This window comes from Flavobacterium sp. CAU 1735, assembly GCF_039888695.1.
In the GTDB taxonomy this organism is placed as follows: domain Bacteria; phylum Bacteroidota; class Bacteroidia; order Flavobacteriales; family Flavobacteriaceae; genus Flavobacterium.
Genome location: NZ_JBDQQQ010000005.1, coordinates 31858 through 51374 on the forward strand (window position 1 = coordinate 31858; position 19517 = coordinate 51374).

The window sequence follows — 19517 nt, forward strand, 5'->3', positions numbered from 1 at the left end:
AGCAGCAGGGACCACCTGTTGCTTTTTTTATATCTGAATTATTCCGACAACTGTATCGCATTGTCCTTTTCTTCCTCCGATAATTCCGCTTCATCAACTTCTTCAAAATTAATATACTTAAAATTGATATTGATGATATCTGAATTTGGAATCATCAGATAACGACTGGAGATCACATAATAATCTTCGTCACCGGCTTTATCATTTTCCAGATACCTCCGAATCGGATACTTTAAATGTACCGCTTCCAAATCGCCTTTACCATCTACATAATAATTAAAATATTCGCCGGTGTACAATACCGTACGACCATTTACCTTACAAAGTACATTGATAATTTTATTGGTAATTTCTTCGTATTCATCCGGAACATCTGGAAAATCCAGGCATTCCCCGGAAAAGATATAATGCCATTTATTTGAAAAACGAAAATAACGGAACTTTCGGTCTAGTTTAAAAAAGCGCACCATTTTTCGCAGTAGATAACCCGCGACAAAAGAGGTTTTAAAAAGAATAAGATTATAAAAAAATATGGCGTATTTATAATCGTTTAATTGGGCGAAACTCGCATCTGCTTTTTGGGAAGTCCCCAAAACCAAGTTACCCAATTGCACAAAATCGACAGAATATCGGGTAGCATTCTGTATGATCGCAACAAAAATGATGTGTAGTGTAAGTGCCGGAATGATCGACCAGGTTAATTCGTTAACCAGATTTCTATTGGAATCTGCAACACTTAATTTAGAAGAATTATAAGCGATTCGGGCCAAAAACCCCGGAGCAAGGATGATAAACAATAATACTGTTGTAAAAGCAATATTCATCCGGTTATCCCAATTCCCTTACTCTAAAATAGCGTCCTCCGATTTTTACTAACTGGCTTTCTCCGCTAACGGCACTTATTTTGTGCGCAATACGAACCAGTCCGCTTCCAATTTCGGGATTGGAAGTAACCGAAGCTTTTCCGCTTTTATTTATAAACTTTAGCATTACAATAAAGTATTAGTTCCTACAAATATACAAATTATTTCCACTTGAAAAATCGGTAAATGGATAACAATCAAAAATATAAGTCAATTCCTGCCATTGTTACAGCAAAAAACAGTTTTTTATAATAGCAATTCCGCGTTCAACGCCACACTATTAAGATCACAAAACAAACACCAACAAAACAACAAAACACGCAAAATGTCTAAATAATATTTTATTAATACAATAATAATACTCAATACGTAATAATTTTAATACATTTTAATACATTTGGCGTACAAAACCTTAAATCTATTTCTATGAAGAAAATTACTTTTTATGCTATGACCTTGTTTGTAGCATTGGTAGGCAGCTCTGTTTTCGCACAAACTGCACAACAAAATTTAGACTACGCAATCCAGTCAGCCGAAAACATCCAACAGGATACACCAGCTGCTAAAACGGCAGCGGTACAATTGGCAAAACAAATCGTATTATTAAATGCACCAAATGCACAACAATTTTACGATGCCATGTTTGTTCAGGTAAACTCCATCCAAAACAATTCTGATGATGTGGATTATTTTGCCAGCCTAGCGCGTACAGCGTCTCAAAATGCCTTTTCTACAGCTAGCATTAACGCTATCACTGCCGAATTGGTAAACTTAAACGATATTCTTATCGGATTAACGTTCCAAATCAACGATGCTTTGGCTGCAAATGATAACGCTACCGCTTTAAACCTGATTCCAAATGTAAAAAGCGTATTGGATCAGCAATACACTACAACTACTAGCCTTATCAACGAAATTAATTCAATTGCTACTGCTATCAAAACCTACAACGTTTGTATGAAACTGGTAGATCACCTGGGAAATCCAGTTACCTACAACGACTTACACGGTTATTATGCGTATAACGATGCGAATGTATATTTCTACCCTGAAAATTACGAAGACTGTTATAGCAATTTAGCTCCGGGTACTTACACATTCCGTGCTTATAACGGTTATTTCAGCGGTGCTTCTGCAACTACTGTAACCTTATCGGATAGCCTTGTAAATGCTAACGGTGTTATCGAAGTAACTTTAGTATACTGGTCGGAATAATCACGGATCAACAATGCTATTTTAAAAAGGATTGACCATAGTGCCAATCCTTTTTTTTATCCATTTCACTCAAAATCAGCACCTATTTTATCAAAACATTATTTTTTTTCCGATTGATTATTCTAACTAAACGGGATAGCTTATCTTTGCAGGCTGTTTTAAAATCAAATAATAATGTCAGGAAACAAAGTTTTAAAAGGAGTTTTTTTAGTAGGTTTAGGTGCTACCAGTTATGGAATGCTGGCAACATTTGTTAAACTAGCCTATCAGGAAAACTACACCACTGCCGAGGTTACGTCGTCCCAGTTTATTTTGGGTATCATCGGAATCCTAATCATCAATGCTTTTCAGAAATCCAAAAATAAAGGTACTGTCGTAAAAGCCACTAAAAAGAATATCGCTCAGTTAATGCTGGCCGGAACATCATTGGGAATGACCAGTGTTTTCTATTATCTAGCCGTAAAATACATTCCCGTATCCATTGGTATCGTTTTATTGATGCAAACGGTATGGATGGGTGTTTTACTGGAAATGTTTATCGACAAAAAACTACCATCATTACAAAAAGTAATATCGGTGATCATCGTTTTAGGAGGTACCGCACTGGCAACTAACATCTTTAAAAACGAAATTCAACTGGACTGGCGCGGATTAATGTGGGGAATGCTTGCAGCCGCTTCCTTCACAACAACCATGTTTACCGCCAACAGTGTTGCTACCGGAATATCGCCGGCACAACGAAGCTTATACATGCTATTGGGTGGTGCTGTGATTGTATTCGGGTTTGGAATTTTCACACAAACGACTCCGTATAACTTTGAAATCTTCTTAAAATGGGGAATTGTACTATCCCTATTCGGAACCATCATTCCACCGATGTTGATGAATGCCGGATTTCCACATACCGGAATCGGATTAGGTAGTATCGTTTCGTCGTTGGAATTACCCGTTTCGGTTATGATGGCCTTTGTGATTCTCAATGAAACCGTAGTCCTAACACAATGGATGGGAATTTTACTAATCATTCTCGCCATTATCATTATGAACATTTCGTTCAAAAAAAAGAATTAATATAGAATTTTCTGGTAAAAATGATTATATTCGTAATACGGATATAATCATTTAACTACCTGAAAATGAGTTTAACCTGGCAATCCCTCTTACCCCTTTCGCTTTGCAGCACATCGGTTGCCGGTTTCTACAGAAGTAGTGCATTATATACGCAAAGCCCCTCTTTTACGGTCCCGGATTTTCACCCGAATAAAGCTTTTATTTCAATTCCGGTTCTACAATCCCTAATTTCCTTTTCCGCCTTTTTACCGATTTACCTGTGGCAACAGTATGCTTTACTGTTCGACCGCACTACTTTTCTATGCCTTCAATATTTTGATCAAGCCTTACATTTTCCCTGAAATACATTTATTACAATTGTTTAACTAATCCCTTTATTTTATGAAAAAACTTATCGCAGAATTCATTGGAACATTTTGGTTGGTTTTAGGAGGTTGTGGTAGCGCAGTGCTGGCCTGTAACTTTCCCGACGCAGGAATTGGTTTTGTTGGAGTCGCTTTGGCTTTCGGACTTACCGTACTGACAATTGCTTATTCGCTTGGGCATATTTCCGGCGCACATCTCAACCCGGCGGTTTCTATCGGATTATGGGTAGGCGGTCGTTTTGATGCCAAAGAGCTTATCCCCTATATCGTGGCTCAGGTTTTGGGCGGTATTGCCGCAGCAGCCATATTATATGTAATCGCAACGGGTAACGGTAGTGATATTGGCGGGTTTGCTTCCAATGGTTATGGCGAACTTTCGCCGGGCAAATACAGTATGAATGCCGCTTTTCTCACCGAAGTCGTAATGACTTTTATCTTCCTGATTGTGATTCTGGGCGCTACAGACGATAGAGCACCAAAAGGATTTGCCGGATTAGCCATCGGATTGGCGTTAACCCTGATTCATTTGATCAGTATTCCGGTTACCAACACCTCTGTAAATCCAGCCCGAAGTATAAGTCAGGCGGTTTTTGTAGGTGGCGAAGCGTTAAGCCAGTTATGGTTGTTTATCGTGGCACCAATTATTGGCGCACTGATTGCCGGTATTGTCTATAAATCAATTTTTAGTAAAGAATAGTGAATCAAAAAATACATTTTAGAAAAACGGCCTTATCGATAAGGCCGTTTTTTTATCCTCTTTTTTTTACTTTTCTTCTGGCTACACAAAAACTACATTTCGTCCTACATCTATCACAACCGTTTCCGAACAATCTCAATAAGGCTACTATTTCCGTATTACCATCCGAATTACCTCCTTTTTAATTCCAATAACAAATAAAAAGTTCGCTATACATCGATTAAAAATTGTAAAAAAATTGACGGATACGCTAGATAAATACCGCTGAGACACTATTTTTTTGCTCATTTTTCAAAAGGAAAAAACATTTTGGTCTGATTTTTGAAAAATCAAAAAAAATAACAGCACCCATATTGCTCAATTCATTTTTTTAGTAATATTGAGTGTGTAAATAAACCATTAAAAACATTTATTTGATTAATTTTTCATCTGATGAAAAAAAGCAAAGTTTTAGAATTCGACAAGGAAACAATTGATAGAATTGTCACTATGGCTCAGGAGGAAAAAAGACCTTTTGAAGTAATAAAAGAAGAATTTGGAATTTCCGAAAGCGAAGTTACCGAAATGGTTCGCAAAAAGTTATCAAAAGACAATTTTGAACTTTGGAAAAAAAAGGTTACTGCCAATAAACCAAAACCAAAGCCACAACGTTATAACGATCTGGAAGATGATGATCTGGACAGTAAATACTACTTTAAAAATAAATTCGATTAAATCTACTGAGGCCTGTTAAAACGGGCCTTTTTTATATACTTAGACACTCTTAACAACCATGATCAAAAAAATAGTACTATCGCTTTTCCTTTGTATTTCCATACCTGCGATCGCACAGGAAACACCGTTTAAAATAACCGAAATACAGGTCAATCCTTTATTAAAAGGCGATCTGTATACACCGATTCCGGAAGTCAAAAAACCAACATTGATCATCCTAATTGCCGGTTCCGGACCCACCAATCGGAACGGAAATCAGATTGGTCTGCAAAACAATTCACTAAAATACCTGGCCGAAGATCTGGCTAAGGAACATCGGGCTGTTTTTACCTACGACAAACGAGTGATTGCACAAATCATTGCCGGAACAGTTAACGAAAAAGACATGCGTTTTGAGGATATGATTACCGATGCCGCAACCGTTTTTGATCATTTTAAAAAAACCGGAAACTACAGTAAAATCGTATTTGCAGGCCATAGCGAAGGTTCTCAAATCGGTATGATTGCAGCACAACAAACCAAAGCCGACGGATTTATATCGATCGCCGGACCGGGAAGACCGATAGACGAAATTTTAATCGATCAGATCACCAAACAGGCGCCCGGCGTAAAAGAAGAACTAATAACCACTTTAGAAAAAATAAAAAAAGGTGAAGTGGCGACTGTAAAAAGTCCGCTGTTGAGTTCTATGTTTCGGGAAAGCGTTCAACCCTATATGACGTCATGGATACAATACAAGCCGCAACAGGAAATTCAGAAATTAAAAATTCCGGTACTACTTCTTAACGGAACCAAAGACTTACAAGTAGCCGAATCGGAAGCAGAACAATTAAAAAAGGCAAAACCGGACGCTTCACTGACAATAATTCCAAACATGAATCATGTCTTGAAAACCATAACCGGAGACGATGCTGAAAACCGGGCTTCCTATAGTAAACCGGAAACCCGCAATACACCGGAACTGGCACAAGCGATAAATCTTTTCTTAAAAAAGCATAAATTGTAACAAAAAAACAATTCCGAATACCTATATACAACTAAAAATATTACAATGAAAAGACTTATCTGTACATTGGCAATGGCTGCGATGGTAATGAGCTGTAAAACAGCACAACAACCACAGACAGTTGCAGTAAACGATGTAAAAGTTGCTATTGATCTGAAAAATGTAAAAGACGATAAAGTAATGGTTACCATTATGGCTCCATCGTTTACTACTGAAACCGCAACCTTTCATATCCCGAAAATTATTCCGGGAACCTATTCCGAGGACGATTACGGTAAATTCATCGATGATTTTAAAGCGTATGATGCCAAAGGAAATCTCCTTCCGGTCAATAAATCAGATGCTAATTCCTGGCAGATTTCCAATGCCAAAACCTTAAGCAAAGTAACCTATTGGGTAAACGACACCTATGACGTGGAAGGCACACATGATATTTTTTCGCCGGCCGGAACCAATATCGCCGCAAATGAAAACTTTATGCTGAATACACACGGATTTGTGGGGTATTTCCAGGGGAAAGGTGAAATTCCATATACCGTAACCGTATCCCATCCGGCAACACTTTGGGGCGCGACTTCTTTAACCGATACCGATCCGAGTAACGAATCGGACACTTTTACCACTTCCCGTTATGCCGAACTGGTAGATAATCCGATTATGTATTCCAAACCCGATTATACCACTTTTACGGTAGACGGAATGGAAATCCTGATCAGCGTATACTCGCCAAACGGAACCTACACGGCCAAAGACATCACTCCGGAAATGGAAACGATGATGCGTGCTCAGAAAAAATTCTTAGGTCCGTTTAACACCACTAAAAAATACAGTGTGTTATTATACCTTTCGGATATGAAAAAACCGGATGCCAAAGGATTCGGTGCTTTAGAACACACGACTTCCACAACAGTGGTTATGCCGGAAATGATGCCAAAAGCACAGTTGGTTGAACAATTAAAAGACGTGGTTTCCCATGAGTTTTTCCATATTGTAACACCGTTGAGCATCCACTCGAACGAAATTCAGTATTTCGATTACAATACTCCTAAAATGTCCGAGCACTTATGGATGTATGAAGGTGTAACAGAATATTTCGCCAACCTGTTCCAGGTAAATCAGGGCTTGATTTCGGAAGATGATTTTTACGGTAGAATGTCCGAAAAAATAGCAACCTCAAAACGTTTCGACGACAAAATGCCGTTTACAAAAATGAGTAAAAACATTTTAGATAAGGAGTATAAAGATTCGTATTACAACGTATACCAAAAAGGAGCTTTGATTGCCATGTGTATCGACATTCAGATGCGTGAAAGCAGCAACGGTCAACGTGGTATTTTAAGTCTGATGCAAGCTTTATCCAAAGAATACGGAAATAGCCGACCGTTTAACGACAATGAATTATTTGCTAAAATTACGGCCTTAACCTACCCGGAAGTGGGCGAATTCCTGACAAAATATGTAGCGGGTGACACGCCAATTCCATACGATGTCTATTTTGCGAAAGTTGGTGTAAAAGAAGGAGCTGTTAAAAAACCAGCCAATCCGTTCTTAAAAGGCGAAATGCCATATATCACGGTAAATCCGTCGACGAAAGAGATTGTTGTACTTCCGGAGATCGAGCTAAATGCTTTTATGAAAAAAATTGGTTTGAAAAATGGCGATACCATCCTTTCTATCAACGGAACGGCGTATAACCTTGACAACATCTACGAAATGATCATGTCGAGCATGGATTGGAAAGAAAACGATCCGATCACCATGCAGATCAAGCGCAATAACAAGGAACTAACCTTAAAAGGAAAAGTAACCTTAAGCATGGAAGATGTGGAAGGATTACACTTTACCGATACTTCTAAAACCAAGCTTAAAGATGCCTGGTTAAAAGGATAATCCAAAACATAACTGGCTTTCAGCCTCAATAAAAAACCTGTTCTAACCAACAGGTTTTTTTATACTCCGAGGTGAAAAACACTATTTGTATCACATCCCTAGTAACTCACTATTTTTTTCTTTACTTTGCACTCTTTAAAAATCGCTTTTATAATGAAAAAAACACTGATAACCTTATGTGCTGTCGCTTTACTCGCTATAGCCTGTAAAAAAGAAAACGAAGTAGCCGGTAATAGCCTTCACCTTACAGGATCGGTAGACGGACTCAAACAAGGTAAACTATATTTAAAGAAAATAGTTGACACTTCTTTTGTTACGATCGACAGTTTTACGATTAAAGGGAATTCCAATTTTGAAAGCACTATAAAAATTGATCATCCGGAAATGTACTACCTGTTTTTAGACCGTGGTACTTCCAAGTCGCTTGACAACAGTCTGATGTTTTTTGCAGAACCCGGAAATATGACTATCCAAACCACCTTAAAAGAATTTTACGCAAAAACGAAGGTTACAGGCTCTAAAAACAACGAGTTGTATGAAGATTACAAAAAAATAAAATCGCGTTATACAGACGAGGAAAATCAGGCGTTAAGTATGATGCTATTTGCTCAGAAGATGCGTGACACCAAAATGCTGGACAGTCTTAAAGATCGCAATGAAAAACTGGTGATTCGTCGCTATCTGAGTGCGGTTAATTTTGCCGTAAACAATGCGAAATACGACGTAGCTCCTTATATTGCGTTAACCGATATCTACGATGCCAATATCAAATACCTGGATACGATTCAGAAATCGTTAACTCCGGAAGTATCGCATTCCTATTACGGAAAATTACTACAGGAGTTTGTTGCAAAACGCAAACAACAGGAAGCTTCGGCACCGACGAAATAAAAACAATAAAGCGGCTTATTTCTAAGCCGCTTTTATATTTATAGCATTTTTTGTTACACCAATTGCAGAGCCAATCGGATCGTTTTTTCCAAGAACTTTTTATATAAGCTATTTATTTCTTATTGAGATCCCAGGAATTTTATTTTCTCCGTTCTACCTTCATCATTGATATAGGTTACTAAATAGAGTCCTCCTTTTTTAAAAAACCGGGATTTAATCGGAAAATAGTTCAAGCCATTTTTTATTGAATAATAGGCTTTGTATAACAACGTTGAATGAATATCGAATATTTGAACCGTGGCGTTTTGGGGTAAATCAGAAAAGATTTCTAAATTATAGTAGTTCTTTTGAGAAGTAGGATACAGCATTCTCAATCTCATAGAAAACTGATTGTCCTTCAACTCTCTTTTTCTTATAATTTGGGAATGATCTCTTTGATCATTTACCGTAATGTTTACCTCATGTGGATCCGCACTTATGTCACTAATCCACATACTATTATATAAACTTTGTTTTGTTTTTATTCTTCTCATCATTCGTTCTTCCTGTCCTTTGGTAAAAAACCATCTACAAGGTCCATAATCCATAATATTTTCGATCTGCCTTCTTTGATTGTGACACGTTGGAGGATTCTCACAAGGATTTTCGATGCCTCTTTCATTTGGACCTCCAGGGTCTTTTAAATACCAAAAGGCACCTTCAGCCGGAGGGGTATCCGAAATATTATCACCTCCCCCCGACTCGTGACATCCGCCCTGGAATGGGTGGTCCAGATCAAAATAGTGCCCAAATTCATGCGCCAGAGTACTTCCAGGGGTTCCATATACATCGGGGTCATCATCAAACATTCTACTATATGAAAAAACCGTGTAATCCGAATTAGAAATTGTTGCACCTCCATTCTTCGACATTCCCCGGATAACTCTTTCAGCTGGTGCTCGGGGATAATATTTTGTCAGAGAATGCACATAGACTAACTGCATTGTTTCATCGTTATTATTCTTTATATTGGCCTCAGACTCAAAAAGTTTTTCTTGAGCTACTATATTATAATTATATCTGCTAGTAGTTGCTTTTTTTAAAATTAAATCAACACTATTAAATAAAATTCTTGGGTTACCGATTTCTGCACTAATCGCAGCATTTTTTACATTCCCGGTTTTTGCAGTATAATACCTGTTTGCTTCAGTTATGTAACCCATTATTCTTGCCTTATAAAAAGTAGCCTCTCTGAAATCCTCAGGAGACTCTAAAATGGTAACTACTAATCTTTTTATGACTTTATATTCACTGCTTCCTTTATCCTCAACAAAATTAACGATACTACCACCAGTTACTCCTGGTATTTTAAAATCATATAAAGTAGCATCTTTAATTGTAATCTTTACCACTACAGGTTGTCTTCCTGATTGTAAATGCGTTATAATCTTCTCACACGGAGCATTGGGTGAATTCGGTTTGTCCATATTATAAAGCCCTCCGGTCATCCATCCGAACCACATCAGACCTCTTAAAAAAGAATAACTACACGCTCCTTTTTCCCAACCACTTTTAGAATTTGCTGCCAATAACTTTATATCATTGGAATCGGTTTCTCCCAATACTTCAAAACTCTCACCTTTTTCACTAACAATAAATCCATATGGTATTTTTTTTGTTAGTCCTACATACTCATTAACGTTGCTAGTATCAGTATAAACACCATATATTAACTTATCTCTCGAAAACGATTTCAATGCAACCAGTTTTTGAATTCCATCCTGACCATCGTTATCATACGGATAAACCTCAATAGAAATTTTCCCTCCAGACTTATCTATTGTTCCTTTAATACCTCCACTTAAATCCGCCCCCATCTTTAATAAACTGGTAAAATCAAGAGTCATCATTTCTTCCTGAGTAACACCATGGTCTAGTTTTGGATTTAACGACCAAAAAACTTTCTCTCCAACGATACTAATTTTTTTGCTTTTATACACTCTTGGAGCATGTGGAAAGCCACTGATTTCATCAAAAGGAGGCTCCAAAAAGTTATGTTCAACACGCTGAAAGTTTATTTTTTTCAATTCTTTTTCCAATATGACAACCCCTGAGTCACGATCGCCAAAACCATAGATAATAATTTTCCCTTTTCCGTCTTTCCGGATCATTCGGGCCATTTCCTGCGCTGTGTTTTGCAGGATAGGTGCTCCCATTAAAGTAATATTACTTACTCTATCACTGGCAACGTAACTAGAGAGCTGTAAATCTCCATAGTAATTAGGAACCGGTATTCTATTCGGTATTCTATGCCCCCGATCAGGTCCGTTACTTACCAATTGATATTCGTGATTAATATTATAGGCATCTTTAAAACCTGAAACCAAATTATGATCTACTATTCTACCTTCTCCATAAAAATCGATTAAATGAATATACGAATTATCCATTGGTATCGAGATTATACTATTCCCAAATAATACACACTCGTTATTAGAATACGCATAATTTAAATTTTTATTGGCATCATAATTCGGTGCCCCACTTCTCAACCATGCCTCTCGAGTTCCACCCTGCGAAAAAAGCAGCGTTATTTTCAGGAATAGCACTATAAAAAATAAATGTTTTTTCATATACTTATTCTTTATTATTGACACGTTCTTTTTTCATTTCTTCTATTTCTTCCTTTAAAGAAATAGTGTACAGGGTAAGTTCTTCGATTTTTTGCATAAAAATCATGTTCATTTGATGCGCTGTATAGCCATTCTCTTTTATACTTTTTTCGGAAGGCACATTTGGCAAATGTTTATTCTGATCGATATAAGACTTAACTTGTTCTAAGGGTAGCAAATCGTAATCGGCATTAAAAACACCATCTTGCCATCTATCTACACCCGCAAATGCAAAATCTTCTGATACAATACCTTTTTCTACCCAAAGACTATATTTGGCTAAATATTTAGGATTAAACTTTGATAATCTTCCATCAGCAGCTAAATCCGCTTTGGGACCTATATAAGTAGCTCCGGCAACTGTTAACGTAGCATGCTCAACTTGTCTCACCGTATTAATCGACATGAATACATTATCGGTCGATGTATTGTTACTACAGATAATATTATTTGCACTTATTATAACATCATCATCAAAATCTCCAATAGTTATTTTATTACCTGTTTTCGATTCCAAAAACATTCCTTCATCTTCACCAGTGCTAGTCAAAACTACTCTTGAGCTGCTTACATTAACTTTAAAACTATTTTTTACCCACTCGTTTTCAACAGATTCAATCATAAATCCGCCTTTAACATGCAAACGACAAGCAGGTTTTGAGGTTCCAATACCTACCAATCCATTCTTAGTAATTCGCATCAATTCTCTTCCGTATGAATCCGGATTGTTAACGATATCGGCACCTTGAGAATCCAAAAAACGAAAGCCATCGGCATATGAAAAAGTACTACTATTCGTTGGCACTTTAGGGTTTAATGTAAAATTCATAAAATGATCTTTTCCATAAAAGATACCCGTTCGGGCATCGCCGGTTTGAAAGAACATAAAGGGATAAACCCTGTTCTCATGTAGCGTCATTCGGGAATCATTTGCAATAAGAGATAAAATAGAATTATGATCCGGAGAAGGAACTTCAAGAGAATATCCCCAAGGTTGAGTTACCATTTGCATCACTAGGTCACTCACAGTATTCCCACCATTATTCCACCATTTAAACCCTGCTATTCCATTGTAGTCATTATTATCGTTATCAACGGTCCACGACCAGCACGGCGCATTGGTGACGTCATCTTTGCAGCCATTAGTAGTTGCGTTATAAGATTTATTACTTGTCGCTCTCCCTTGAGGTGAAACTTGAGCCATTACATTTAAAGATACCCCCAAAAATAGAGTGGATGCTAAAAATAGAAACTTTAATTGCTGTGTTTTCATTTTATATTTATTTTAAATTATACTAAAAAGAAGATATTGTCAGAATTAGAGCCCTATAAGAACCCTTGATTAATACTTGACGTGCAAGACTTTCTATAAATTAAAAATCTCTAACGTTAGAGAAAAATGAGGCACAGTATTCGAATACTTTGCTTCAATTAAAAGTCACAGGGGAATATGCTTATTATTCAATTTATACTACCACTATTCGGAAAGGCTAAACAGTAAAAAACACATAGAAGAATTATAATAAGGTGGGAATTCTTAAAATGGAAGTGCTGTGTTTTAGGAATACTGTATTGGCAATATTTTTTTTAAAGTTAAGACTAAATTAAAGACGGTAAAAGGCAATATGAAGACAGAAATAAGACTATTAATACTCGTCTGAATACCAGAAATATAATTTTGTTTATATTGATCAGTTAAAACAAAAAGGAGGTCTACCGAATTACGATCCGACATGTGCTTTATTCTGTTTCTGTTTGTAAAAACAAAAGGGATCACCTTTTACGGTAATCCCTTAAACCTTTATAAATAAAAAAACCACTCTCTTCAAGTGGCTTAAAGTAGATGATTGAGCCGATGGAGGGACTCGAACCCACGACCTGCTGATTACAAATCAGCTGCTCTAGCCAGCTGAGCTACACCGGCGTCTCAAATCAGTTTAAATACAAGTTTATTTAAAAAATAGACTGTATTTTATTTTTCAGTAAAACCACAAAATGTGGCAAAAAAATTGAGCCGATGGAGGGACTCGAACCCACGACCTGCTGATTACAAATCAGCTGCTCTAGCCAGCTGAGCTACACCGGCGTCTCAATTCGGTTGCAAATATAAGGCTGTTTTTGAAACTTCCAAATATTTTTTGTGCACTTTTTATTGATTTTTCAGACTACAGCGCGTTAACTTTATCAACCAACTGATTTGCAGCCTCTTCTAATTCTTTATTAATTTGCTTAAAATGCGCTTTTTTATTTTCAACATTTTTCTGATTCACTTTAGTAACCAAATTATCGAATGTTGCGATCGCTTCCGTTACCAAGGCGTCTGAAGCTTCTGTTGGTTTACCAGTGGTCGTCATCTCCCAAATGTAAACTGCCTCGATAATATCACCTAAAACGTAATTGATGTCTTTTTTTAAATTTCTAACGCTTGCCATTTTTCTAATGTTTAAAATTTCGATGGCAAAATTACAACTATTCTTTTGATTACATATTAAGAAATGAATATTTCTAATAATGAAGCGGTTCCACTAAGTTCAAAATCGGTTATTACAGCCGGAATTAACACTGTATCGCCTTTTTGAAAAGCGGTTTCCTTTCCATTGGTCCGGATGGAAAAAGTTCCTTCCGTACAAACCAGGACGGTAAATGAATCGGATGTTTTTTGAAAAGCAAGTTCGCCATCCAACGGAATAAAATTAGTTGTAAAATACGGACAGTTGATTACCGGGTTGGACGTATTCACCTGTTTAGAATAGTCACATTTTGTATTCGAAACGGAATAATCGATTGCATCCAATGCCAGATCGATATGCAATTCTCGCGATTTTCCTTCGGCATCAACGCGATCCCAATCGTATACGCGATAGGTAATATCGGAAGTCTGTTGTATTTCTGCGATAACGATTCCGGCGCCAATTGCGTGAATGGTTCCTGTTTCCAGAAAAAAAACATCGCCCGGTGCCACTTTTATCTCTTTCAGTATCTTGGTAAGCGTTTTGTTTTCCAGATGGTGCAGGTATTCTTCAGGAGACGCTTCTTTTTCGAATCCTACGATAATCCGCGAATCCGGATCGGCCTGCATGACATACCACATTTCAGTTTTTCCAAACGAATTATGGCGCTTACGTGCCAGCTCATCATTAGGATGTAACTGAATCGACAAATCTTCTTTGGCATCCAAAAACTTAAATAATAATGGAAATGCAGTTCCAAACGCTGCATGGACTTTTTTCCCTAACAAAGCCTCCGGATCCATATCCAGAAGTTCTTCCAAAGATTTACCAGTCAGTTTTCCATTTTTGACAACACTAATATCGCCGGAAACAGTAGATATTTCCCAACTTTCACCTGTAGTTTGTGATACGATGTCTTTATGAAGTAAGGACGATAATTTGGTACCACCCCAAATTCTGTCTTTTAAAATGGGGGAAAATAATAACGGATACCAATCTATTGCCATAAATCTATTAATTCATTTTATTAGATCAGCAAAAATGCAAAAAAGTTTTGTAATTAACCAATACAAACTTTTATTAGTTACGTTAAAAAAACTTATTCCATCGATCGGATTGCTTCAAGTGCTTTAGGCATATGCTGACTTGCATTCATACTATTAAACACCAAACGAACAATTCCGGCACGATCTACAATATAAGTTACCCGTCCCGGTAGCAATCCCAACAGATTAGTTGGAACACCAAATTGCTTTCGAATGGTATTCCCTTTGTCGGCCAGCAAAACAAAAGGCAGTTTATACCGACTGGCAAATTCCTGATGCGAAGCGCTACTATCGCCGCTTATCCCGATTATTTCGGCTCCCAAATCGGAAAAATCTTCATAGCTATCGCGGAAAGCACAGGCTTCTTTCGTACAACCGGGCGTATCGTCTTTAGGATAAAAATAGATTACCAACGGTTTTTTACCCAAAAGTGAAGTTATCGAAAAGACCGCGCCATTAGCATCTGTCGTTTCAAATTCCGGAATACGGTCGCCAACTTTTATACTCATCTTATTTTCCGTTATAGGTTACAAAATTTCTCGGTGTTTCATAAAGCACCACTTCTAAATCCTTATCGGTTGCTATTTCTTTTCGGAGCTTATCCCATATCACAACAGCGATATGCTCGGCAGTGGGATTCAGGTTTTCAAATTCCGGCACATCAAGATTCAGATTTTTATGATCCAATCGTTCTTCCACTTCCCGTTGAATAATAGCAGCCAATTCGCCAAGATCCATAACATAACCGGTTTCCGGATCGATTTCACCGGTAACACTTACAATAAGTTCATAGTTATGCCCGTGGTAATTGGGATTATTGCATTTTCCAAAAACGGCCTGGTTTTTTTCGAATGTCCAATCTTTACGATACAATCGGTGGGCGGCATTAAAATGGGCTTTACGGCTAACAGTTACTCTCATGTTTCTATTTTAAACTTTATGTGCTTCCAGATAATGGTAAAACTTATCGAAGATGATTTTAAACCAGACCGTATAGATTTCCGGGTGTAATTCCATATCTTCTTTAACGGCCTCAATGCTCATCCATTTCCAGCTTTCCACTTCATCCGGGTTAATTTCCGGTACTTCATTATAATACCCAATCATCACGTGATCCAGTTCATGTTCCGTCAATCCGTTATCAAAAGGCGCTTTATAGATAAAAGAGAAAAGCTCTTTTAACTCGGTTGTAAACCCCATTTCTTCCTGTAATCGACGTGATCCGGCCTGTATATTATTTTCCCCTTCCCGCTGATGACTGCAACAGGTATTGGTCCATAATAACGGGGAGTGGTATTTATGATGCGCCCGTTGCTGTAACATGATTTCGTTTTTATCGTTCAGCACAAAAACCGAAAAGGCACGATGCAATACTGCTTTTTCATGCGCCTCCATTTTCGGCATCAATCCTATGGGTTCGTCTTTTTCGTTTACTAATATTACTTTCTCTTCTGTCATAGCTTCAGATTACCTGCCAAAAATACAAAAAAGAAACGGTTTATATCGCTTTCGATCACCGTTGCCGGCACTAAAAAAACAGTCGCATTTTCCGATAATTTAACAGTATTTTTGAGTACCTTCACCGTACAACGTCAAATTAAAAACAAATGAATATTCAGATCCGCCCTTATCAGGACAGCGACAAACCGCAACTTATGGCACTTTTAAAACGAAACATTCCCGATTATTTTGCACCGAGCGAAGAAGCCGATTTTGCAGAATATCTGGAACGACATCTGGAATATTATTTTGTAGTTGAAGTTGACGGCATCGTATTGGGTTCCGGTGGTGTTAACTTGACCGAAGACCGCAAAACAGCCAAGATATCCTGGGATCTTTTTCATCCCGATAGTCAGGGCAAAGGATTGGGATCGGCATTAACCCGATTCCGAATTCAACAAATCCAGGCGATCAACGGAATCGAGCTGATATCGGTACGCACCTCACAACTGGTCTATCCATTTTACCAGAAATTTGGTTTTGAAACCAAAGCTGTCGTAAAAGACTATTGGGATATCGGTTTTGATCTGGTTCAGATGGAACGTCCGTTACATCATGCCATCGACAACCCGCAACAATCTGAATAAAGCGTTAAAGCCTGTTATTCCCGATACGAGTTATAGTATCTTTACCGGTAATTTAAAATTCTGTCATGCGGTCGTTATTTATTTTAGTACTTATTGCCACATTATTTTCCGGTTGCCGGGAGAAAGAGCAAAGCATTTCTCCGGAAGCAAAGACCTATCTAAATGAAGTGATCACCCTTCTGGAAACCAAATCCGTCAATCGGAAACACATCGACTGGACAAAATTCAGAACCGATGTATTGGCGCATGCCGGAAAAGCAGTAACGTTACACGAAGCTCATGCATCGGTTAGCTATGCCTTACAATTATTAAAAGACCGTCATAGCTCCTTTAATACACCGCAACCGGAAAACGCCGACAATGCCATAATCCCGGAAATACCATCGGGTACAATTCCAAAAGACATTGGTTATTTATATCTGGGTAATTGTCCGAAAGACGAAGACGAGATCGAAATGTACCGCCAGCAAATAATCCAACAGATTACCGAACAGGACAAACATCCAACAAAAGGCTGGATTATAGATTTAAGAGGAAACAACTACGGATCAATCAGTCCGATGCTTGCTGCAATTGCGCCGATATTGGGCAACGGAACCGTTGGTTATTTTATAAACGACACCAATGAAGAACCGTGGATTAGTGAAAACGGAAAAATATTTTATGGGAATACACTTGTTGAAGACCTGCATGAATTTTACAAACTAAAAAACAACGGGCCACCAGTAGCCGTATTAACCGATGGTACTACCCGAAATTCAGGTGAAGCAGTTGCGGTCGCTTTTAAAGGAAGGCCAAAAACCCAAAGCTTCGGAGCCAAAACCTATGGTGCTTCCGTCCTTAATGAAACCTATATACTTTCGGACGGCGCTACGATTTCGATCACGACGGGTTATTTTGCCGATCGCAATAAAACGCTATATAAAAATGGTATCGTTCCCGATACGGAAGCTTCGCCCGATCAGGTCGTATCAAAAGCCATAGAATGGCTTAAAAAGCAGTAAAAATTATCGCGCTATACTTTCCGCAGCTTTCAAGGCGCATTTTTCACCATCGATCGCGGCAGAAATAATCCCACCGGCATATCCGGCACCTTCGCCGCAAGGATACAATCCTTTGATCTGTAAATGCTCTAAACTTTCATGATCGCGCGGAATACGAACCGGTGAAGAAGTACGGCTTTCCGGCGCGTGTAAAATCGCTTCATTCGTCAGATAGCCTTTCATCGATTTTCCAAAGTCGACAAAACCTTCGCGCATAATCTGCGTTAAAAATCCCGGGAATACCTGTCCTAATTCTACCGAAGTCGTTCCCGGAACATACGACGTTTTTGGAATAGACGTTGATACTTTATGTTGTGTAAAATCGACCATACGTTGCGCCGGTACTTTTTGGGTTTCTCCGGCCAAATGCCATGCTTTTTGCTCGATGGCTTTTTGAAATTCCATTCCGGCCAAAGCACCGAATTTTGCAAACGGCTTAAAATCTTCCAACTTTAACTCGACTACAATACCGGAATTTGCGGTTTCCTGATCCCTTTTTGAAGGCGACCATCCATTGGTCACCACTTCGCCTGGACTCGTAGCACAAGGCGCAATAACACCACCCGGACACATACAAAAAGAATACATGCCACGGCCGTTTACCTGCTTTACGATTGAATACGGCGCCGGAGGCAAAAATTCCCCTCTAAAATCACAGGAATACTGAATACTATCAATTAAGGATTGCGGATGCTCTGCCCGAACGCCCAAAGCAAACGGCTTGGCTTCGATCAGGATTTTTTTCCGATCCAGCAATTCAAAAATATCGCGAGCCGAATGTCCCGTAGCCAATATAATCTTTTGTGCCAACAGCTGTTCTCCGGTATGGATTTCCACACCGTACACTTCATTATTTTTTACCAGAATATCGGTAACACGGGTTTCGAATAATACTTTTCCACCGCATTCAATGATCTTTTCCCGTATATCCTGAATAATTTTTGGCAATTTATTGGTTCCGATATGCGGATGCGCTTCAACCAAAATATCCGATGAAGCACCATAGGCCACCAACAATTCCAGAATACGGTTCACATCCCCTCTTTTTTTCGAACGGGTATATAATTTCCCATCCGAATAGGTTCCGGCACCACCTTCTCCAAAACAATAATTGGAATCTTCATCTACAATATGATCCCGGTTGATCGCTTTTAAATCTCTGCGTCGACCACGAACATCTTTTCCTCTTTCGATAAGAACCGGACACAATCCCAGTTCGATTAATTGCAAAGCGGCAAAAAGTCCGGCAGGACCTGCGCCAATTACAATTACTTCCTGAGCATTGGTTACATTTTTATAATCCGGTAAATCGATTTTGATTTCCGTAAATTTTTCATCCGTAAAATACACCGCTACTTTCAGGTTGATTTTTACCGAACGCTGACGCGCATCGATAGAACGTTTTACTATCGAAACATGCTGAATATCCGAAACATTGCTTTGTACCAACTTGGCAATATGTTGCTGCAATAATTCCTGATTTGCTGCTACATCCGGAGCAACCTGTATTTGTAATTCTCTTGGCATT

General features: G+C 38.3%; 19 protein-coding genes and 2 tRNA genes. 9 read left to right on the forward strand and 12 right to left on the reverse strand.

Annotated features, from left to right (window positions below; genetic code table 11):
* Window positions 1–38: 38 nt before the first annotated feature.
* Window positions 39–824, reverse strand: a complete 786-nt coding sequence (locus AAFN64_RS12085) for a hypothetical protein (protein ID WP_300486153.1) — start codon at window positions 822–824, stop codon at window positions 39–41.
* A gap of 4 nt (window positions 825–828) precedes the next feature.
* Entirely contained in the window at window positions 829–990 is a 162-nt protein-coding gene (locus AAFN64_RS12090; protein WP_300486152.1) for a hypothetical protein, read from the reverse strand.
* A 299-nt stretch (window positions 991–1289) separates the two neighbouring features.
* Between AAFN64_RS12090 and AAFN64_RS12095 the strand changes: the two genes are divergently transcribed.
* The 7 genes from AAFN64_RS12095 (at window position 1290) to AAFN64_RS12125 (ending at window position 8712) form a co-directional block, all read left to right on the forward strand.
* Window positions 1290–2078, forward strand: coding sequence for a hypothetical protein (locus AAFN64_RS12095; RefSeq protein WP_347760624.1), 789 nt, complete (start codon window positions 1290–1292; stop codon window positions 2076–2078).
* 174 nt (window positions 2079–2252) lie between these two features.
* Window positions 2253–3149, forward strand: a complete 897-nt coding sequence (locus AAFN64_RS12100; RefSeq protein ID WP_300486146.1) for a DMT family transporter — start codon at window positions 2253–2255, stop codon at window positions 3147–3149.
* A 381-nt stretch (window positions 3150–3530) separates the two neighbouring features.
* Window positions 3531–4211 (forward strand): aquaporin Z, encoded by a 681-nt coding sequence (gene aqpZ / locus AAFN64_RS12105; RefSeq protein ID WP_300486144.1) that lies wholly within the window; start codon window positions 3531–3533, stop codon window positions 4209–4211.
* Between the two features lie 432 nt (window positions 4212–4643).
* Entirely contained in the window at window positions 4644–4925 is a 282-nt protein-coding gene (locus AAFN64_RS12110) for a TIGR03643 family protein (RefSeq protein ID WP_300486143.1), read from the forward strand.
* A 58-nt stretch (window positions 4926–4983) separates the two neighbouring features.
* Window positions 4984–5931 carry an alpha/beta hydrolase gene (locus AAFN64_RS12115; protein ID WP_347760625.1) on the forward strand — a complete coding sequence of 316 codons (948 nt, stop codon included), beginning with the start codon at window positions 4984–4986 and terminating at the stop codon, window positions 5929–5931.
* Window positions 5932–5976: 45 nt separating this feature from the next.
* Window positions 5977–7821: a peptidase M61 gene (locus tag AAFN64_RS12120; protein WP_347760626.1), complete on the forward strand. Its 1845-nt coding sequence runs from the start codon at window positions 5977–5979 to the stop codon at window positions 7819–7821.
* A gap of 153 nt (window positions 7822–7974) precedes the next feature.
* Window positions 7975–8712 carry a DUF4369 domain-containing protein gene (locus AAFN64_RS12125; RefSeq protein ID WP_347760627.1) on the forward strand — a complete coding sequence of 246 codons (738 nt, stop codon included), beginning with the start codon at window positions 7975–7977 and terminating at the stop codon, window positions 8710–8712.
* A 119-nt stretch (window positions 8713–8831) separates the two neighbouring features.
* On the opposite strand, the gene AAFN64_RS12130 is transcribed toward AAFN64_RS12125, so the two are convergent.
* The 9 genes from AAFN64_RS12130 to idi all read right to left on the reverse strand — a co-directional run bounded on the left by AAFN64_RS12130 (window position 8832) and on the right by idi (window position 16317).
* On the reverse strand, window positions 8832–11324 hold the full coding sequence (locus tag AAFN64_RS12130) for a M43 family zinc metalloprotease (RefSeq protein WP_347760628.1): 2493 nt from the start codon (window positions 11322–11324) through the stop codon (window positions 8832–8834).
* A gap of 4 nt (window positions 11325–11328) precedes the next feature.
* Window positions 11329–12636 (reverse strand): hypothetical protein, encoded by a 1308-nt coding sequence (locus tag AAFN64_RS12135; protein ID WP_347760629.1) that lies wholly within the window; start codon window positions 12634–12636, stop codon window positions 11329–11331.
* Between the two features lie 577 nt (window positions 12637–13213).
* Window positions 13214–13287 (reverse strand) — tRNA-Thr (locus AAFN64_RS12140).
* Window positions 13288–13375: 88 nt separating this feature from the next.
* Window positions 13376–13449: transfer RNA gene (locus tag AAFN64_RS12145), tRNA-Thr, on the reverse strand.
* A gap of 79 nt (window positions 13450–13528) precedes the next feature.
* Window positions 13529–13795, reverse strand: a complete 267-nt coding sequence (locus AAFN64_RS12150; RefSeq protein ID WP_300486244.1) for a hypothetical protein — start codon at window positions 13793–13795, stop codon at window positions 13529–13531.
* 56 nt (window positions 13796–13851) lie between these two features.
* Complete coding sequence (locus tag AAFN64_RS12155; protein ID WP_347760630.1) at window positions 13852–14820, reverse strand: type I phosphomannose isomerase catalytic subunit; 969 nt, start codon at window positions 14818–14820, stop codon at window positions 13852–13854.
* A gap of 92 nt (window positions 14821–14912) precedes the next feature.
* Window positions 14913–15368: a peroxiredoxin gene (locus AAFN64_RS12160; protein ID WP_347760631.1), complete on the reverse strand. Its 456-nt coding sequence runs from the start codon at window positions 15366–15368 to the stop codon at window positions 14913–14915.
* Between the two features lies 1 nt (window position 15369).
* Entirely contained in the window at window positions 15370–15780 is a 411-nt protein-coding gene (locus AAFN64_RS12165) for a 6-carboxytetrahydropterin synthase (protein WP_300486249.1), read from the reverse strand.
* Window positions 15781–15789: 9 nt separating this feature from the next.
* Window positions 15790–16317, reverse strand: coding sequence for an isopentenyl-diphosphate Delta-isomerase (idi, locus tag AAFN64_RS12170; protein WP_347760632.1), 528 nt, complete (start codon window positions 16315–16317; stop codon window positions 15790–15792).
* Between the two features lie 149 nt (window positions 16318–16466).
* Here idi and AAFN64_RS12175 point away from each other — a divergent pair, with 149 nt between their 5' ends.
* Window positions 16467–16946: a GNAT family N-acetyltransferase gene (locus AAFN64_RS12175; RefSeq protein ID WP_347760633.1), complete on the forward strand. Its 480-nt coding sequence runs from the start codon at window positions 16467–16469 to the stop codon at window positions 16944–16946.
* 65 nt (window positions 16947–17011) lie between these two features.
* Entirely contained in the window at window positions 17012–17950 is a 939-nt protein-coding gene (locus AAFN64_RS12180) for a S41 family peptidase (protein WP_347760634.1), read from the forward strand.
* Window positions 17951–17953: 3 nt separating this feature from the next.
* Here AAFN64_RS12180 and AAFN64_RS12185 read toward each other — a convergent pair whose 3' ends face one another.
* Complete coding sequence (locus tag AAFN64_RS12185; protein WP_347760635.1) at window positions 17954–19516, reverse strand: FAD-dependent protein; 1563 nt, start codon at window positions 19514–19516, stop codon at window positions 17954–17956.
* Window position 19517 lies beyond the last annotated feature (1 nt).

Coding starts and splice junctions, on each gene's coding strand:
- idi (WP_347760632.1), bottom strand. CDS start 16,317: ATGACAGAAGAGAAAGTAATATTAGTAAACGAAAAAGACGAACCCATA.
- aqpZ (WP_300486144.1), top strand. CDS start 3,531: ATGAAAAAACTTATCGCAGAATTCATTGGAACATTTTGGTTGGTTTTA.
- AAFN64_RS12180 (WP_347760634.1), top strand. CDS start 17,012: ATGCGGTCGTTATTTATTTTAGTACTTATTGCCACATTATTTTCCGGT.
- AAFN64_RS12175 (WP_347760633.1), top strand. CDS start 16,467: ATGAATATTCAGATCCGCCCTTATCAGGACAGCGACAAACCGCAACTT.
- AAFN64_RS12100 (WP_300486146.1), top strand. CDS start 2,253: ATGTCAGGAAACAAAGTTTTAAAAGGAGTTTTTTTAGTAGGTTTAGGT.
- AAFN64_RS12150 (WP_300486244.1), bottom strand. CDS start 13,795: ATGGCAAGCGTTAGAAATTTAAAAAAAGACATCAATTACGTTTTAGGT.
- AAFN64_RS12090 (WP_300486152.1), bottom strand. CDS start 990: ATGCTAAAGTTTATAAATAAAAGCGGAAAAGCTTCGGTTACTTCCAAT.
- AAFN64_RS12130 (WP_347760628.1), bottom strand. CDS start 11,324: ATGAAAAAACATTTATTTTTTATAGTGCTATTCCTGAAAATAACGCTG.
- AAFN64_RS12185 (WP_347760635.1), bottom strand. CDS start 19,516: ATGCCAAGAGAATTACAAATACAGGTTGCTCCGGATGTAGCAGCAAAT.
- AAFN64_RS12160 (WP_347760631.1), bottom strand. CDS start 15,368: ATGAGTATAAAAGTTGGCGACCGTATTCCGGAATTTGAAACGACAGAT.
- AAFN64_RS12120 (WP_347760626.1), top strand. CDS start 5,977: ATGAAAAGACTTATCTGTACATTGGCAATGGCTGCGATGGTAATGAGC.
- AAFN64_RS12155 (WP_347760630.1), bottom strand. CDS start 14,820: ATGGCAATAGATTGGTATCCGTTATTATTTTCCCCCATTTTAAAAGAC.
- AAFN64_RS12110 (WP_300486143.1), top strand. CDS start 4,644: ATGAAAAAAAGCAAAGTTTTAGAATTCGACAAGGAAACAATTGATAGA.
- AAFN64_RS12125 (WP_347760627.1), top strand. CDS start 7,975: ATGAAAAAAACACTGATAACCTTATGTGCTGTCGCTTTACTCGCTATA.
- AAFN64_RS12135 (WP_347760629.1), bottom strand. CDS start 12,636: ATGAAAACACAGCAATTAAAGTTTCTATTTTTAGCATCCACTCTATTT.
- AAFN64_RS12115 (WP_347760625.1), top strand. CDS start 4,984: ATGATCAAAAAAATAGTACTATCGCTTTTCCTTTGTATTTCCATACCT.
- AAFN64_RS12085 (WP_300486153.1), bottom strand. CDS start 824: ATGAATATTGCTTTTACAACAGTATTATTGTTTATCATCCTTGCTCCG.
- AAFN64_RS12095 (WP_347760624.1), top strand. CDS start 1,290: ATGAAGAAAATTACTTTTTATGCTATGACCTTGTTTGTAGCATTGGTA.
- AAFN64_RS12165 (WP_300486249.1), bottom strand. CDS start 15,780: ATGAGAGTAACTGTTAGCCGTAAAGCCCATTTTAATGCCGCCCACCGA.